The sequence below is a fragment of the Paenibacillus endoradicis genome (assembly GCF_024721975.1).
In genome coordinates, this window is the sequence record NZ_JANQBB010000008.1 from 16620 (window position 1) to 33485 (window position 16866).

Sequence of the window (16866 nt, forward strand, 5' to 3'; positions counted from 1 at the left end):
TTTTTAATTTTCATTTGAATTTCATCATTGTGATGAAAAGTAGCATCGAAAGCACCTGATAAAATTTTTCATGTAAATTTAATATCTTATTATTATGTCATTAAGAAGCAAAGTTGAAAAGCGATGCGCACTAAGAGTATAATTCGATGATAACGTGTTCATAAGCTAAGAAACATTTTAGCTCATGATTCCGAAGTAACTTTTCTATACTTTGAAGTGTTACAAGGGAGCTTAAGAAAGTTTTAGGAGGATGATATTATGTTATTTGTAAGCAACGAAGGCAATCATGATCCAGCAATTAACTTAGCCTTAGAGGAATACATTTTCAGACAACTTCCTGAAAACAATTATCTTCTATTTTATATTAATGAACCTTCAATTATCATTGGTAAAAATCAAAATACAGTTGAAGAAATTAATGCGGAATATGTGAAAGAGAATCATATTCATATTGTACGTCGTATGAGTGGTGGCGGCGCTGTATATCACGATTTAGGTAATTTGAATTTTAGTTTTATTATGAAAGATGACGGGTCATCCTTCCATAATTTCAAAAAGTTCACCGAGCCAGTTGTTGAGGCATTACGTACTATGGGGATTGAAGCGGAATTAACAGGACGTAATGATATACAAATTGGTGAAAAGAAAATATCGGGTAATGCACAGTTCCATTCTAGAGGGAAAATTATAAGTCATGGCACATTGCTATTCAATACAGAAATGCAAAATGTTGCGAGTGCATTGAAAGTTAATGCAGAGAAATATGCTTCCAAATCAACAAAATCTGTTAGAAGTCGTGTCGCTAACATTACGGAATTTTTACAGGAACCAATGACAATTGAGCAATTTCGTCTGAAAATCTTACATTCCATTTTTGCAGGTGAAGGCGAAGTTCAAACTTATGACTTAACAGAAGAAGATTGGAAAAAAATACGTCAACTAGCTGATGAACGTTATCGTAGCTGGGAGTGGACTTACGGCCGTTCTCCACAGTTCAATATGCAACAACGTAAACGCATTGAAGGTGCAGGAACATTCGATGTACGTTTGAATGTACAAGATGGAATCATTCAAGATGCAGCGATTTATGGTGACTTTTTCGGTCGTGGTGACCGTAACGAAGTAGCTGAGCAGCTTGTTGGTTTACGTTATACAGAGGAAGAGCTTAGCAGACAAACTGACAATATTGACCTAGCGTTCTATTTCGGACCGATTACGAAAGAAGACTGGATGGGCTTGTTACTATAGCCAAGCAAATATAACGTGATTTGATCTATATAGAGATCGAATCACGTTTTTTGTTGCAGATGAAAGCTATATAATTGTCGTTATATAATATGCAACTTTATCTTATCATGCTATAATTTTACATTGTAGAATAGGTCTTTAGGAGGAGTAAGTATGTTTAAAAGTTTGCAATCTCGTATGATTTTGTTTTTTTCAACGATACTATGTGTTAGTGGATTCATATTAAGCTATAGTCTATATCAATCCTCTGAAAAATTAATATTACAAACGATAGGTGAGCAAGCTAGGGCAATTGCGTTTTCTGCAAGTGAAATTATTGATGTAGAGCAATTTCAGACATTATCCTCCTCCATGGAAAGAAATACATATTACGATGCTTTACAAGCCCAGCTACAGCAAATTAAAGAAACGAATGGGTTAAAATATTTATATACAATGATATCTAAGCAGCAGAATGGAAAGACTGGATACTACTATATTGTCGATGGAACCGATACGCAAAGTGAATATTTCTCAGCTCTAGGTGATGAAGAGCTTGAAACTGATGAGGCTGTACAAAATACTTTAAAAACTGGTGAAGTGGGAATAGGAAAGTTAGATTATACAGAAGCGTTTGGTGCTACGTTATCTGCTTATCTACCAATAACTTCATCTGGAGGTCAAATCATCGGAGTAATCGGAGCAGATTTTGATGCGACTAATGTTTACGCCCAATTAAAGCAGAACAAACAGGATATGCTGATTATGTCCATTGTCATCGTTTTAATCTCTATTTTACTAGTGTGGATTGTCGCAAGAATAATGACCAAGCCTATAAGTTCGCTTGTAAGTAGTATGAAGAAAGTAAGTAATGGTGTGCTAACTGATAAGATAGAAGTTAAAGGTAGTGGTGAAATTGCCCAGCTATCACAAGTTTTTAATGATATGAGTAGCGATCTACAAGGAATGCTGCAGAGGGTAGCTAGTAGCTTGAAGGTAATCAATGATAGCGTAAATATTTTGAATGAAAATATGGCCTTGTCCGATAAGCTAAATGAAAGAGTAGATAATCATTTGCAGGTCGCCGATCAACAATCTAGTGCTCAGCACCAAGCAACAATTGAAACGAAAAAAGCAATGTATGAAGTTGGAAAAGGGATGCTCTCTGTAGCAGCCACTTCAGAGTCTATGCTAAGTATGGCACATCGAGCTAGTCATATATCTTCTACAGCCAATGAGTCTATGGAGCAATTAGAATTGCAGATGGATCATATCTTCCAATCATCTGCCAAAGTAACGGATGATATTGCCTACTTAAATACTCGCTCGCAAGATATTCAGGAAATGGTTCTAATGATTAAACGTATTGCATCACAAACTGCACTACTAGCATTAAATGCTTCCATTGAGGCTGCTAGAGCTGGAGAGCATGGTAGAGGATTTCATGTCGTTGCCTTGGAGGTACGTAAGTTGGCCGACCAGAGTGACCAAGCTGCAACAGATGTAGAACAACTCATCCATGATATGTTATCACTTACTGAAAAGGTAAATACGGCATCCTCGATCAGTATGAAAGATATTGAATCGGGTGTATCTGCAGTTCAGCTAGCAGGTGAAGCTTTTACTCTTATTTCGCAAGAGGTTAGTGATGTAGAAGATCAAGCTCAGCATGTATCAAGCACATCTGTGCAAATTAGTGAGACAATGGGAAAACTTGATGAATTGGCTAGTCATGCAGCGAGTTTAACTGAGCAATCCTTAAGCGTAACTAAAGAAATGAAGGAAACGATTACTACACAGATTCATTCTGTTGATCAAAGCAGACATACTATTAATCAATTAATTCAACAATCAGTAGAACTTCAAGCTGTTCTAAATAAATTTAAGATAGAACATCAAACAATATAGAACATAACTTTTGAAAAAGTGAATCGTAAGCCGGCAAGTGGTATAATATACTGTAATGTAATGAACCATACTAAGCAAATAAGAGTCATCACAATTAAAGGAGATGTACATATGTCAATCAAAGTAAATGAACAACTAGAAAAATATGCGAAATTAATTGTACAGATTGGGGTTAATGTTCAGCCAGGGCAGCCCGTTTTCATTACAGGAGCTGTAGAACAAGCAAACTTGGTTCGTTCAGTAGCAAATCAAGCTTATGAAGCAGGAGCAAGTAATGTACATGTAGAATGGACAGACGATAAACTTTCACGTTTGAAATATATGAAGGCTTCTGATGAAGTGTTCAGCAATTACCCACAATGGGAAGCAGACAAACGTCTACAATTCTCACAAAAAAATGGCGCATTTATTTCTATCGTATCAGATAGTCCAGATAACCTTTCAGGTGTAGATTCTAATCGTATATCCGCATATCAAAAAGCTTCCGGTACTGGACTAATGGAGTTCAGACGAGCGATGCAAGCTGATAAATTCAGTTGGACAGTCGTTGCTGCTGCAGGTAGTGAATGGGCGAAAAAAGTATTCCCGCAAGCTGCTTCTGATCAAGAGGCAATTGATCTATTATGGAAAGCTATCTTTGCAGCTGTACGTCTAGATGCGGCTGATCCTGTTCAGGCATGGCAAGAGCATAACGATACGTTGCATGCTAAGGCAATTGCACTTAACAATTATCATTTCCAAAAGTTACATTACCGTGCACCAGGAACGGATCTTACAATTGAGCTATCTGATAAGCATTTATGGGTATCAGCTGGTAGCGAGAACGAGCAAGGACATACATTTATGGCGAACATGCCAACAGAAGAAGTATTTACTGTACCTTTGCGAAATGGTACGAATGGTTATGTTTCTAGCACAAAGCCTCTTAGCTACGGTGGTAACGTCATCGATAACTTCAAAATTACATTTGAAGAAGGTCGTATTGTGAAGTATGAAGCAGAGCAAGGTGCAGAATATTTAGCGAAGTTAGTTGAGATTGATGAAGGTTCACATTATTTGGGGGAAGTTGCACTTGTTCCACATCGTTCACCAATTTCCCAATCAGGTGTATTATTCTTTAATACATTATTTGATGAGAATGCTTCGAATCACCTTGCGATCGGTAGCGGATATGCATTCAATATAGATGGCGGTAAAACAATGACACAAGATGAACTTGCAGCTAATGGCGTTAACGCAAGTATTACACATAATGACTTTATGATTGGATCCGGAGATATGGATATTGACGGTATCGGGCAAGATGGAACTGTAATTCCTGTATTCCGTAATGGTGAATGGGCATTCTAGTTGATAAATGAATAGTAATATAAGGAAAACCATATGACATTTGTCATATGGTTTTCCTTACGTTTATGACTTATGAATATGACGGAAATTGTATACAATAGTTATATAAAATGTATTCAATAGCTTAAGAGCTACGATCGGATACGAGGGAGATGTTGTATATGAATGATCCAAAGCAGCTTCAATTGAAGAAAAGCATGTCACCATATGAGAAAACGAAGCTGTCTATTAGTATCAGACAGCTATGCAACACATTAATTCCCGTTATTGCTCTTTGGTACTTAACGTACCTGAGTTTGAGTGTATCTTATTGGATCACGTTACCTCTAAGCATCGCTACTGGTATGTTCGTTATCCGAACATTTATTATTTTCCATGACTGTTGCCATGGCTCTTTCTTCAAGAGCAAGCGCGCTAATGACATTGTAGGGATCATAACTGGTGTCATTACTCATGTCCCTTATCAACAATGGAAAAACTCACATGCCATCCACCATGCAACAAGTAGTAATCTTGATAAACGTGGTGTTGGTGATCTATGGATCATGACAGTAACTGAGTATGAACAATCATCTACTTTCCAAAAATTATATTATAGATTTTATCGTAATCCTCTAGTTATGTTTGTACTAGGACCATTTGTAGTCTTTCTGTTTCAATATCGCTTTAATCGTAAAGGTGCACGTCGTAAAGAAAGAATGAATACGTATTTAATGAACTTCTTAATTGTTGGTATGTATGCATTGTTAACTTGGGCAGTTGGTTGGCAAGCGCTATTACTTGTACAAATTCCAGTATTCTACGTTTCAGGTGCGTTAGGTATTTGGTTGTTCTATGTACAACATCAATTTGAGGATTCTTACTTTGAGCATAATGATGAATGGAGTTATGTGAAAGCAGCAGTTGAAGGTAGTTCTTACTACCGTCTTCCTAAGTTATTACAATGGTTAACAGGAAATATTGGTTTCCACCATGTGCATCATCTTAGCCCGAAAGTTCCAAATTATTTCTTGGAGCAAGCGCATAATGAAACTCCTCCATTGCAGCAAGCAACAACGATCGGAATACGCGAAAGTTTATTATCATTAAAGGTTAGTTTATGGGATGAAGAAACTCAGCGCTTTGTCGGTTTCCGTGAAGCGAAGAAAATAATGGTCAATAATCATCGTCCGTCTAAACAAGCAAGTTAACAATTCGCCCTAACGATGAGCCTAAACTCATTGTTAGGGCGTTATTGTTGGTAGATATGTTAAACTTAACATAAGATTATTGTAGACAGGTAGGATAATACATGAATAAATGGTATCAAACGTTTAGTAGAGGAACGGGTTTATCGCCTTATATTTGGCTTGTCTTCTGTATTTTACCGTTCTACTTTATATTTAACAGTTCGGATTCTATTGAAATGGTATCTGGGACTGTTCTTATTGTTGCCTTTTTTATTTGTTATGTGCTAGCTTTTCTATCAAAGGGTTGGCCAATATATGTATGGACAAGTTTCCAAATCGTAATATCGATGATTATGACAGTTAATTTCAGTTATGTGTACTTTTCGATTTTTCTAGCATTTTTCATCGGGCATATTAAAAGTAAAGCTGGTTTTTATACACTATATATTATTCATTTGATTTCAACGTTTGTAACAGTTAACTATGGTCTTGCTGTGCAGAAAACGATATTTTTCACACAATTCCCATTTATTCTTATCTCACTCATAATCGTTATTTTATTACCGTTCAATACGTACAATCAGAAAAAGCAGGATCAGTTGGAAGGCGAATTGGAGCATGCCAATAAACGAATATCGGAATTAGTTAAGCTAGAGGAGAGACAGCGTATTGCAAGAGATTTACATGATACTGTCGGACAGAAGCTCTCTCTTATTGGACTGAAAAGTGATCTAGCTGGTAAATTATTGCACAAAGATTTATCGCAAGCAGAGCGTGAGATTCAAGATATTCGATCTACAGCAAGAATTGCATCGAAGGAAGTACGAGAGCTAGTGACGAAGATGCGAGGTACTAGACTAGAAGATGAGGTATATATCGTAAGCCAAATTCTAGCAGCAGCAGAGATTGGTTATGAATTAAACGGAGATCCTAAGCTTCAATCAACTGCATTACTTGCTGAAAATGTTCTCTGTATGTGTATGAAGGAAGCTGTCACAAATGTCGTCAAGCATAGTCAAGCAACCCATTGTTACATTTCCATAAATACTACTGCTGATGAGGTTATTCTCACCGTACATGACGATGGTATAGGTATAACATTCGAACAGTCTGATAATCAGGGGAATGGGTTAAGAGGTATGAAGGAACGATTAGAATTCGTGAATGGTTCACTATATATTGACACGACAGATCAAGTTGGGACGACATTGAAAATGTCAGTTCCACATGCCGTTCGTCAACCAATGAAGGAGTCGATAACATGATAAATATTGTACTTGCTGAAGATCAGCGTATGCTGCTCGGAGCTTTGGCTTCGTTAATTGATTTGGAAGACGATATGTCTGTTGTAGGCAAAGCTGCTAATGGTCAAGAAGCACTGGATTATGTTCAAGCGCTACAACCTGATATATGTATTATGGATATTGAGATGCCGATCAAGAGCGGTCTTGAAGCGGCAGAAGAGTTAAAAGGTAGTAATACAAAAGTTATTATTCTTACAACATTTGCTAGAGCAGGTTATTTTGAACGGGCAATTAAGGCAGGGGTATGTGGTTATTTGTTGAAAGATAGTCCATCGGAGGAATTAGCAACATCCATACGTAGTGTAATGGATGGTAAGCGAATTTATGACGCTGAATTAATGGATGAAGCTTATAGTGGTGTTGATAACCCTTTGACAGAACGTGAGCAAGAAGTATTAGGATTAGTTGCAGATGGCAAAAACACAAAAGAAATTGCTAGCGAGCTTTTTCTATCGACTGGAACAGTTCGTAATTATATCTCAACTATTCTTGATAAGCTGGGTGTGAGCAATCGAATCGAAGCGATTACACGTTTCAAAGACAAGGGTTGGTTTAAGTAGTCATTTGACAGATGGAGGCATTCATAAACAGATGAACAATCATGCAACTTGGAAAGCTTATTGGGCCGCAACTCAATTTGCGATCATAATCGGATTTACTTTTTTCTTTGTGAAAATCTCCCTTCCTTATGGTCATTCTTTCGATATACTTGCTCATCGGTTTAGTGTATCTTTTCTATTGTTGCTTGCCATTCTACTTATTAGTCGACAGAAGGTTAGATTAAGTTTACGTGATATTGTGTTAATATTGCCTGTAGCTATTTTCTATCCATCTGTATTTTTTAGTTTTCAGACCTTTGGATTGGAGTTTATCTCAACATCAGAGGCTGGTATTCTACAAGCGATTACGCCAATTGCTACCGTTATTTTATCTGCTATCTTTCTACATGAATACTCCAGTAAGCTCCAAATTGGTTTCTTGTTACTATCGGTAGCAGGAGTAATATACATCTTTGTTATGAAAGGTGTGAATGTAGATATAGCTGATATGAAGGGTGCTATTCTTGTACTAATTTCTGCACTATCATCTTCGGCCTATCATGTTATGACTAGGAAGTTAGGAACGAATTATGCACCACAACAGCTAACATTCGTTATGATGCTTATTGGATTTGTTGTGTTTAATGGATTGGCTCTAGGTAGACATATCATTAACGGTTCTATACTACAATATTTTGAACCATTACAAAGTGGTACATATCTCATATCAATATTTTACTTAGGAGCATTAGCTTCACTATATACCTCATTTTTAACTATAAAAATATTGAAAACATTCAAAGCTGCGCAGCTTAGCGTGTTTAGTAATATTTCTACTTTGATTGCGATAATAGCAGGTGTTGTCCTATTAAAGGAACAGTTAGCTTATTATCACATAATAGGAGGCATTGCTGTCCTTGGTGGTGTTATTGGCATGAATATGGTCGCGCTACGGAAGAATTCAACACCTAGTAGTATATTAATTAAAGATTAATACTTATCGAATGCAATCATACTATTTACAATACTATTAACTGTAATGAGAGTACTGTTATTTATAAAGTAAGCTTTTAATTCTACGATAAATGTGGGATTAAAAGCTTTTTTGTTGTACTTATGAAGCTGACCAGTTAGCAATAAAAATAATCTAAGATATGTTTACAGTTGAACTTGGAAGGCTAATTCAACTCATATTAAAGTAGTCATGAAAAGTTGCAATGAAAGGTGTAAAGGAAAACAGTTAGGGAAAAAATGTAATCGTAGTTGACATGATTGAAATGGTGTTATATAGTTAATTACATAAGTAACTAACCAACCAACATAAATGTATATATATTATCAAAATAATGATGGTAAATGTTATAGAAAGGAGTTTCATGTGAACAATTATTTAGATGGAGAAAAGCCAATATTTCAACAGATTAAGGAACAAATTGAAGATGCTATACTCGATGGGCATATGGGACCGGAAGAACGAATACCATCGATTAATGAATTTGCCAAAGAGTATCAGATTAATCCAGCAACAGCTAATAAAGGGGTTAACGAGCTAGTAGATCGCGGAATCATTTATAAAAAAAGAGGTGTAGGAATGTTCGTAAGTTCGAATGCAAAGCAACTCCTTATTGAAGAGCGAAAAGAAAATTTTGAAGTGAGCTTTATTCAGCCTTTGATCAATGAAGCAGAAAGACTTGGAATAACAATAGAGCAATTAATGACAATGATTGGGAGGAACAATTAATGAATATTGAGGTTTCTAATCTAACAAAGCGCTATAGAAATCATAATGTACTAGACGGATTGAGCTTTGAAATGAAAGGGCCTGCAATCGTTGGACTTCTTGGTCATAATGGAGCGGGCAAGACAAGTTTTCTTAATATTTTGTCAGGATTAGTAGCGCCAAGTGAAGGAAGTATTAGTATTGATGGTCAGTCCGTGTTTGACCATGGAGAACTAATGAAAAATATTTGTGTTATTGGAGAAACAGGTAACTTTCCAGCACATGTAACTGTAGCTCAAGTAATGAAGTTGAATCAATATTTCTATCCGAATTGGAATAATGAACTTGCAGAAGAATTGCTTGTGCAGTTCTCATTGAATAAGAAAATGAAAGTTAAAACGATGTCTAAAGGAATGGTATCAGCGCTTGGAATAATTACAGGCATTGCAAGCGAAGCACCGGTTACCATTTTTGATGAGCCATATATTGGAATGGATGCGGCAGGTCGTCACTTATTTTATGATTTGTTAATTGAACAGTTTTCTATGAATCCGCGCTTAATTATTTTATCTACGCATTTAGTAGATGAAGCAAGTGAATTATTCGAAGATGTCTATATTATGCATGAAGGTAGGCTTATATTGAAACAATCTTACGAGGAACTTCAATCTCGGGTATTCAGGGTCAAGGGTAAATTAGAGGATGTAGAGCGTTATATAGTAGGGCAACAAGTGTTACATCGTAGTCAATTTATGAATGAGCATATCGCTGTAATTATGAGTGATGGCAATGAACAACCACATTCAGGGCTGAAGCGAGAAGCAGTTAAGTTACAAGAATTATTAATACTATTAAGTAAAAACCAACGTAAGGAGCAAATCCGATGAATCAGTGGAAAGGTAGTCTTTATCTATCGCTATTAAGTTACAAAAGAGAATTTTTAATATTTTGGTTAATTAATTCGTCGTTTCTGTTGAATCTTGTTATATGCTACATGTTTCCTGATATTACGTTAATTACAGTCGGTATAGTAGGCACTTATATATTCACATTTATATTATCTACGAAGTTGTTAAATAGGACCTTGTCTATTTCACTTCGATATGGTCTGAATCGTAAACGTTTTCTAGGATCAACAGCGATATTTATTATTATCTGGTCATTCTCTCATGCAATTATGATGTTTTTAATGAATTCTATATTACTTTGGGGAGCAGACATTTTTGAATTGAGTAATATTATTATACCGCAGATATCAATGTTGTTCGGTGATAATGTATCACTATTCATTAATTTACTTATCGATGCTTGTATTATAAGTTTAATATCGGTGAGTGGCATATTCGTTAATATACTATTCTATCGCTTTGGATTAATTGGAGGTTATGGGTTTGTTGGTTTACTAGCAGTCATTCTCTTTATTGGATTACCCTTCAAATGGTATATTCCGCTTGCTGAAGCTGTAATGGGGTTGAATCTTGCGCAATTTATGGGTGTATTATTACTAGTAGCTGCTGTTATATATGGACTTATCTGTATGTTCACAAACAAGATATCTACAATTTCAGCTAATGTGTAAATAGTTACGAGTGGATGTGTCGAGATTATAAACAAACATTATGAAGATTCACTTGAAATGACAACAAGCCATACATCACAACCTGATATAGGTAGTGATGTATGGCTTGTTACTTTGTATAAAGATATTGGTGTTCTAATTGAAGTTCTAACGATTTGGTTCAACAGTAGCTTCACTTTGATTAGAAATAGAATTAGATGATTCTACGATGTGACTGTCCTCATTACTACCCTCATTACCACCTTGTTCAACCTTTGGCTTAACGGGTTTTACTGCTTCGATCTCGAAGTAATGCTTAATTTCAGCTATTTTACGCGGGTCTTCACTTTCCATACGCTCTCTAATAAACTTTGCGACATAGTTATCCCAAGTAGGCTCTAGTTTTTGCATACGTAACAAACGAATTGAATTTTTAATGCCACGACGTTCTTTGGCATTTGTGTACGTATCTACAAATAACTGCTTACGCTCAAAGTCTAAGTCCTGATAGATAGCTTTGAATATATGTGAGGTCATAATCGCATCGTCTAATGCACGATGTGCTTGACCTGAACCTTCGATAGCTAGCTGTTCTAAAGCACCTTCTACACTAACATCGTTCGTTAGTCCTTTTAATCGGGTATATCCCTTTAAGAGGTCAAAGTATGGTGTAGTCATCCAGTAATGATCATCAAGTTTATGCATACGTGTATCAAGAATGATTCGCTTCATATCCTCGCCGCCCCAAGTGATGAACATAACTTCAGAGGAGCTAGATAGCCAAGAAAGAAACTGACCGATTACATAGGGGAATCGGTTTGCAGTATCAATAGATTCTTGGGGGATTCCTGTTTTCTTTTGAATAAAATTATTAAGTTTGGAGAAATAGATAGGTTTAATAAATGCTGAAAAATTATCAACCACTTCTAATTGCTCATTTAACCGAACAGCACCAATCTCAATAACTTCCATAGGTAGTTCGCTGGCAAATTTACGTCCATTGAATTCAATATCAAGTACTATATAATCCAAGTTGTTACCCTCCGTTTTATGATTGCTATTCTATTCTAACAGAAAGTGAGCACAATGGGTTATCATTCACTTTGCAAAGAGAATGGTTTATACTAATTAAGTTGTTATTTAGACATAGTAGCTTATGCTTTCGATGCTACTTTTTGTTTGCAAAGGAGTACATCAGACTGCACAAAAAGTTTTAGCTTATGCTTTCGATGTTACTTTTTGTTTACAAAGGAGTACATCAGACTGCACAAAAAGTTTTAGCTTATGCTTTCGGTGTTACTTTTTGTTTACAAAGGAGTACATCAGAACTGCACAAAAAGTTTTAGGAGGAATTGAAAAGGTATGTCAGATTGGTTTGAATGGTTAAAGTATGTATTTTTAGGTATGATTCAAGGGTTTACTGAACCAATTCCGGTTTCATCGAGTGGACATCTAATGATAGCACAACAATTGATGGGTATGGAGCAACACGGGTTATCATTTGAAATTATGACCAATACAGCATCACTCATAGCTATTATATTCATTTATCGTGAAATGTTAGCCAGATTAGTTAAAAATGGGTTTGGTTACATCAAATCAAAAGATGCTGCCTATAAACCAGATTTTAACTTTATTATGTACATTATTATTGGTTCGATTCCAGCTGGTGTTATCGGCGTGATATTTAAAGATAAAATCGAGGAAATATTCTCATCTTCTATCTATACGGTGGGAATTGCATTGTTAGTAACTGGTGTTGCTTTGTGGTTAATTCGCAATTTACGTGGAGCAAAGCGGGATGGTGATTTATCAGCAAAAGATGCACTACTTGTTGGACTTGCACAAGCTGTAGCCTTAATACCAGGTATTAGTCGCTCGGGATCAACGGTAATTGCATCCATAGCGGTAGGTATGAAGCAAGACACTGCACTTCGCTTTTCATTTATGCTTTACATCCCAGTGAGTGTAGGTGGGGTAATTTTAGGAGTTTCAGATATTGTATCTGACCCAGAATTGCAAGCACTTTGGTTCCCATATTTACTTGCGTTTATTACAACATTGATCGTAACTTATTTCTCTATGAAGTGGTTTATGGGAATTATGGAAAGAGGCAATTTGAGATACTTCTCGTATTATTGTTTCATTGTTGGTACATTAATTCTAATTTTCATGTAATTTAACTTGTATATCAAATAACTTATGTAATTTGAAATTTTATCATTTAATAAACAAGGTGGCTTAATGATGACAAGCATAACTGAAGCTCAATCGCTTTCGAGGTCGAGACGACTGGGTATTGCAACAATATTAGGTTCCTTATCGGCGCTCGGACCGCTATCTATTGATATGTATTTACCAGCATTCCCTCAAATAGCTGAAGAATTCAATACTTCGGCTTCTTTAACTCAAGTAAGCTTAACGGCTTGTCTTATTGGATTGGCCGTTGGACAGCTTGTAATTGGTCCAATTAGTGATGTGAAAGGAAGACGCAAACCATTACTGATTGGAATGCTAATGTATGCAATTGTCTCTATTATTTGCATGTTTTCAACCTCAATATGGGCATTTATTGGTTTAAGATTTGTACAAGGATTGGCAGGAGCAGCGGGTTTAGTTATCTCACGTGCGAGTGTACGAGATCTATACTCTGGTCCTGAATTAATTCGATTTATGGCGACGTTAATGATTATTAATGGGGTCGCACCGATCTTAGCACCAATTATTGGTGGAGAGGTTCTGAATTATACCTCTTGGAAAGGTGTATTTGGTTTATTATCAGTCTTCGGAATTATTATGTTAATTGGGATCTATTATTCATTAGGTGAGACATTACCGGTCCATCGTCGTTCACGTGGAGGTCTCAAAAATACATTGCGAACTTTTGGTTCGTTGCTGAAGGATAAGAGCTTTATCGGCTATGTACTGATGCAAGGGTTTGTTATGGCATCGATGTTTGCATATATTTCAGGATCTTCATTTGTGCTTCAAGGCATTTATGACATGTCTGTTCGTGAATATAGTATTATGTTCGGGATTAATGGTCTAGGAATCGTTATTGCAGGTCAATGTGCAGGTAGACTTGCCCATAAATTTTCACCAAGAAGTATGATCGTAACAGGATTATCAATGAGTGGTTTTGGTGCGATATTATTATTACTTGCAGTATTTGCTGATTTACCACTTGCTTTCGTTGTTATGGGCTTGTTCTTGGTTGTTTCCAGTGTTGGACTAATTAATACGACTGCAGCATCTCTAGCGTTAGAGAAGCAAGGAGAACGTGCTGGAAGTGCTTCTGCGTTGCTCGGAACTACTTCGTTTTTATTCGGAGGAATTGTTGCACCGATTGTAGGGCTTGGTGGTGAAGGAACTGCAATACCTATGGTTGTAACAATAGCTATTATGGTTTCTTGTGCTTGGGTGTTCTATAAATTCTCTCAAAAATATGCATAGCTTTCATGCTTTTTAAGGATTGATAGCATAAGATATAGGCATTGCTGATCACTATGAAAACGTTTATAATTTTCATAGATTACGCTTTCGATGTACTTTTCATTAACGTGAAGTATATCGAGAACTTATGAAAAGTTTGTGTTTACGCTTCCGATGTACTTTTTATTAACGTGAAGTATATCGAGAACTTAATGAAAAGTTTGAGGAGACGCATGCAGATGAAAAAGTTAAAGGTGTTGCAGCAATTAACAGAAGCAGGAGTAGTAGCCGTATTACGCGCAGACTCCGCAGAAGAAGTAGTTGAAATGTCACGCTATGCTATTCAAGGTGGCATTAAAGCAATAGAGATTACGATGACAGTTCCACATGCAACGAAGGCACTTGAACAGCTAAGTGCTGAATACTCATGCGATGTTGATGTAAATAGTCCTAATTTTGCTATTATCGGTGTAGGCACAGTGTTAGATCCTGAGACAGCACGTGCTGCTATTCTCGCAGGTGCAGAATATGTTGTGTCGCCTGCGCTTAATCCAGATACAGTGAAACTATGTAATCGCTATGCAATACCTTGCTTACCAGGAACGATGACTATTCATGAAATTCAATCAGCTCTTGAGCTTGGTGTGGATATTGTTAAGTTATTCCCAGGTAATCTGTACAGTCCTAGTGTTATTTCTTCAATTAAAGGTCCGATTCCACAAGCTAACATTATGCCAACAGGTGGCGTATCATTATCTAATATGAAAGATTGGATTAGTGCAGGTGCGGTAGCAGTTGGTATCGGTTCTGATCTTACGAAGGAAGCTGTGAAAACAGGTGACTTCAATCTAATTAAAATAAAAGCTGAAGCGTATATGGCTGCATATCGTGAAGCTAAAGGTTTTTAAGTAGTTTTGGTCCATCTCTTCAAATGAGAACACAGATCATCAAAATTAGTAAACTGGCGTCTGCGTTCATCTTATGTTTTCTCACCATGCTTGCTTCGCTAGTTGCAGATATCAGCTTTGACCGTGCTTTTTATATGTACAAAAGATTTTTTATGCTTTCGATGTACTTATCGTATACAAGAAGTATATCAGGAAGTTAACGAAAAGTTGGAGCTAATGCTTTCGAAGTACTTTTCGTACGCAGGAAGTATATTAGGAAGTTAACGAAAAGTTGGAGGAGTTGTCATTGTGATGGAATACCGTATTGAGAAGGACACTATGGGTGAGATTAAAGTACCTGCTGATAAGCTATGGGGTGCTCAAACACAAAGAAGCTTGCAGAACTTCAAAATTAGTGGTGAAAAAATGCCACTTGAGGTTGTCTATGCGATGGCAATTGTGAAAAAAGCTTCTGCATTAGCGAATGAACGTCTAGGCGTACTAGATAAAGAAAAGGCTACTGTTATCGGTGAAGCAGTCGATGAGATTTTGGCAGGGCAATGGGACGAGCAATTCCCACTTGTCGTATGGCAAACAGGTAGCGGTACCCAAACGAATATGAATGTTAATGAAGTTGTCGCGTATCGTGCAAACCAAATTCTTGTTGAGCGTGGTAGCGAACTTCGTATTCATCCTAACGATGATGTTAACCGTTCACAAAGTTCTAACGATACATTCCCTGCTGCTATGCATATTGCTGGCGTTATAGCCGTTGAAGATCGTCTATTGCCAGCTATCGATGTACTTAATGCAACGTTAGTGGAGAAGATGAATAAATTCGATAATCTAGTGAAAATTGGTCGTACTCATCTACAAGACGCAACGCCAATTACATTGGGTCAAGAGATTAGTGGTTGGTCAGCAATGCTTGAGAAATCTCGTGAGATGATCGAACATAGTGTAAATAGTATGCGTGAGTTAGCGCTTGGTGGTACAGCAGTTGGGACAGGCTTAAATGCTCATCCAGACTATGCAGTTACTGTTGCTGAAGAGGTAACTAAGCTAACTGGTAAATCATTTATTACAGCAAGTAATAAGTTCCATTCACTAACAAGCCATGATCAAATCGTTTTTACGCATGGTGCGATGAAAGCATTAGCTGCTGATCTAATGAAAATTGCCAATGATGTAAGATGGTTAGCGAGTGGTCCTCGTAGCGGGATTGGCGAGATAACTATTCCTGAAAATGAGCCAGGTAGTTCTATTATGCCAGGTAAAGTTAACCCTACGCAAAGTGAAGCAATGACTATGGCTGTATGTCAAATTATCGGTAACGATACGACTATCGGTATGGCAGCGAGCCAAGGTAACTTTGAACTTAACGTATTTAAACCGGTAATTTTCTATAACTTCCAACAATCACTAGCATTACTTGCTGATACGATGATTTCATTCAATGATAACTGTGCAGTTGGTATTGAGCCTAACGAAGCAGTAATTACACGTAATCTTGAGCAATCATTGATGTTAGTTACTGCACTTAACCCATATATCGGTTATGAAAATGCTGCGAAAATTGCAAAGAACGCTCATAAAAAAGGAATCACATTGAAAGAATCTGCGATTGAAAGTGGCTTGTTAACTTCTGAGCAGTTTGATGAATATGTTCGTCCTGAGAAAATGATCGGTAGAAAATAATATATTTAAGCGAAAAAATCCTATTCGTGTCTTAAGATACGAATAGGATTTTTTATGTTTATTTTTGAAAATTG

The 16866-nt window shown here is 36.7% G+C and carries 15 protein-coding genes; 14 read left to right on the top strand and 1 reads right to left on the bottom strand.

Going from position 1 to position 16866, the window contains the following annotated elements; all coding sequences use genetic code 11:
- The first annotated feature begins 258 nt into the window (after positions 1-258).
- The 10 genes from lplA to NV377_RS22130 all read left to right on the top strand — a co-directional run bounded on the left by lplA (position 259) and on the right by NV377_RS22130 (position 10796).
- The gene (gene lplA / locus NV377_RS22085; protein WP_258202982.1) at positions 259-1248 is read left to right on the top strand and encodes a lipoate--protein ligase; all 990 of its coding nucleotides are present in this window, start codon (positions 259-261) and stop codon (positions 1246-1248) included.
- A gap of 153 nt (positions 1249-1401) precedes the next feature.
- Positions 1402-3135 carry a methyl-accepting chemotaxis protein gene (locus tag NV377_RS22090; RefSeq protein ID WP_258202983.1) on the top strand — a complete coding sequence of 578 codons (1734 nt, stop codon included), beginning with the start codon at positions 1402-1404 and terminating at the stop codon, positions 3133-3135.
- Between the two features lie 111 nt (positions 3136-3246).
- Positions 3247-4485: an aminopeptidase gene (locus NV377_RS22095; RefSeq protein ID WP_258202984.1), complete on the top strand. Its 1239-nt coding sequence runs from the start codon at positions 3247-3249 to the stop codon at positions 4483-4485.
- Positions 4486-4646: 161 nt separating this feature from the next.
- Positions 4647-5675, top strand: coding sequence for a Delta(5) desaturase DesA (gene desA / locus NV377_RS22100; protein WP_258202985.1), 1029 nt, complete (start codon positions 4647-4649; stop codon positions 5673-5675).
- A 101-nt stretch (positions 5676-5776) separates the two neighbouring features.
- Complete coding sequence (locus NV377_RS22105) at positions 5777-6919, top strand: sensor histidine kinase (RefSeq protein ID WP_258202986.1); 1143 nt, start codon at positions 5777-5779, stop codon at positions 6917-6919.
- Complete coding sequence (locus NV377_RS22110; protein ID WP_258202987.1) at positions 6916-7518, top strand: response regulator transcription factor; 603 nt, start codon at positions 6916-6918, stop codon at positions 7516-7518. The genes NV377_RS22105 and NV377_RS22110 overlap by 4 nt, the downstream gene beginning before the upstream one ends.
- A gap of 31 nt (positions 7519-7549) precedes the next feature.
- Positions 7550-8491, top strand: a complete 942-nt coding sequence (locus tag NV377_RS22115) for a DMT family transporter (RefSeq protein ID WP_258202988.1) — start codon at positions 7550-7552, stop codon at positions 8489-8491.
- Positions 8492-8875: 384 nt separating this feature from the next.
- Positions 8876-9238, top strand: a complete 363-nt coding sequence (locus NV377_RS22120; protein WP_258202989.1) for a GntR family transcriptional regulator — start codon at positions 8876-8878, stop codon at positions 9236-9238.
- Positions 9238-10104: an ABC transporter ATP-binding protein gene (locus NV377_RS22125; RefSeq protein WP_258202990.1), complete on the top strand. Its 867-nt coding sequence runs from the start codon at positions 9238-9240 to the stop codon at positions 10102-10104. The genes NV377_RS22120 and NV377_RS22125 overlap by 1 nt, the downstream gene beginning before the upstream one ends.
- Positions 10101-10796 (top strand): hypothetical protein, encoded by a 696-nt coding sequence (locus NV377_RS22130; protein WP_258202991.1) that lies wholly within the window; start codon positions 10101-10103, stop codon positions 10794-10796. The genes NV377_RS22125 and NV377_RS22130 overlap by 4 nt, the downstream gene beginning before the upstream one ends.
- 147 nt (positions 10797-10943) lie before the next feature.
- Here the strand turns inward: NV377_RS22130 and NV377_RS22135 are convergent, their stop codons facing one another.
- Positions 10944-11807, bottom strand: a complete 864-nt coding sequence (locus tag NV377_RS22135; protein ID WP_258202992.1) for a 3'-5' exonuclease — start codon at positions 11805-11807, stop codon at positions 10944-10946.
- Positions 11808-12137: 330 nt separating this feature from the next.
- On the opposite strand from NV377_RS22135, the gene NV377_RS22140 reads away from it, so the two are divergent.
- The 4 genes from NV377_RS22140 (at position 12138) to fumC (ending at position 16792) form a co-directional block, all read left to right on the top strand.
- On the top strand, positions 12138-12953 hold the full coding sequence (locus NV377_RS22140; protein WP_258202993.1) for an undecaprenyl-diphosphate phosphatase: 816 nt from the start codon (positions 12138-12140) through the stop codon (positions 12951-12953).
- A gap of 69 nt (positions 12954-13022) precedes the next feature.
- Positions 13023-14228, top strand: a complete 1206-nt coding sequence (locus tag NV377_RS22145; protein ID WP_373425849.1) for a multidrug effflux MFS transporter — start codon at positions 13023-13025, stop codon at positions 14226-14228.
- A gap of 218 nt (positions 14229-14446) precedes the next feature.
- A complete protein-coding gene (locus NV377_RS22150) occupies positions 14447-15115 on the top strand; it encodes a bifunctional 2-keto-4-hydroxyglutarate aldolase/2-keto-3-deoxy-6-phosphogluconate aldolase (protein WP_258202995.1) in 669 nt (222 codons plus the stop codon).
- Positions 15116-15406: 291 nt separating this feature from the next.
- Positions 15407-16792, top strand: a complete 1386-nt coding sequence (gene fumC / locus NV377_RS22155) for a class II fumarate hydratase (RefSeq protein ID WP_258203185.1) — start codon at positions 15407-15409, stop codon at positions 16790-16792.
- The last annotated feature ends 74 nt before the right edge of the window (positions 16793-16866 follow it).

Coding starts and splice junctions, on each gene's coding strand:
- lplA (WP_258202982.1), top strand. CDS start 259: ATGTTATTTGTAAGCAACGAAGGCAATCATGATCCAGCAATTAACTTA.
- NV377_RS22090 (WP_258202983.1), top strand. CDS start 1,402: ATGTTTAAAAGTTTGCAATCTCGTATGATTTTGTTTTTTTCAACGATA.
- NV377_RS22095 (WP_258202984.1), top strand. CDS start 3,247: ATGTCAATCAAAGTAAATGAACAACTAGAAAAATATGCGAAATTAATT.
- desA (WP_258202985.1), top strand. CDS start 4,647: ATGAATGATCCAAAGCAGCTTCAATTGAAGAAAAGCATGTCACCATAT.
- NV377_RS22105 (WP_258202986.1), top strand. CDS start 5,777: ATGAATAAATGGTATCAAACGTTTAGTAGAGGAACGGGTTTATCGCCT.
- NV377_RS22110 (WP_258202987.1), top strand. CDS start 6,916: ATGATAAATATTGTACTTGCTGAAGATCAGCGTATGCTGCTCGGAGCT.
- NV377_RS22115 (WP_258202988.1), top strand. CDS start 7,550: ATGAACAATCATGCAACTTGGAAAGCTTATTGGGCCGCAACTCAATTT.
- NV377_RS22125 (WP_258202990.1), top strand. CDS start 9,238: ATGAATATTGAGGTTTCTAATCTAACAAAGCGCTATAGAAATCATAAT.
- NV377_RS22130 (WP_258202991.1), top strand. CDS start 10,101: ATGAATCAGTGGAAAGGTAGTCTTTATCTATCGCTATTAAGTTACAAA.
- NV377_RS22140 (WP_258202993.1), top strand. CDS start 12,138: ATGTCAGATTGGTTTGAATGGTTAAAGTATGTATTTTTAGGTATGATT.
- NV377_RS22145 (WP_373425849.1), top strand. CDS start 13,023: ATGACAAGCATAACTGAAGCTCAATCGCTTTCGAGGTCGAGACGACTG.
- NV377_RS22150 (WP_258202995.1), top strand. CDS start 14,447: ATGAAAAAGTTAAAGGTGTTGCAGCAATTAACAGAAGCAGGAGTAGTA.
- fumC (WP_258203185.1), top strand. CDS start 15,407: ATGGAATACCGTATTGAGAAGGACACTATGGGTGAGATTAAAGTACCT.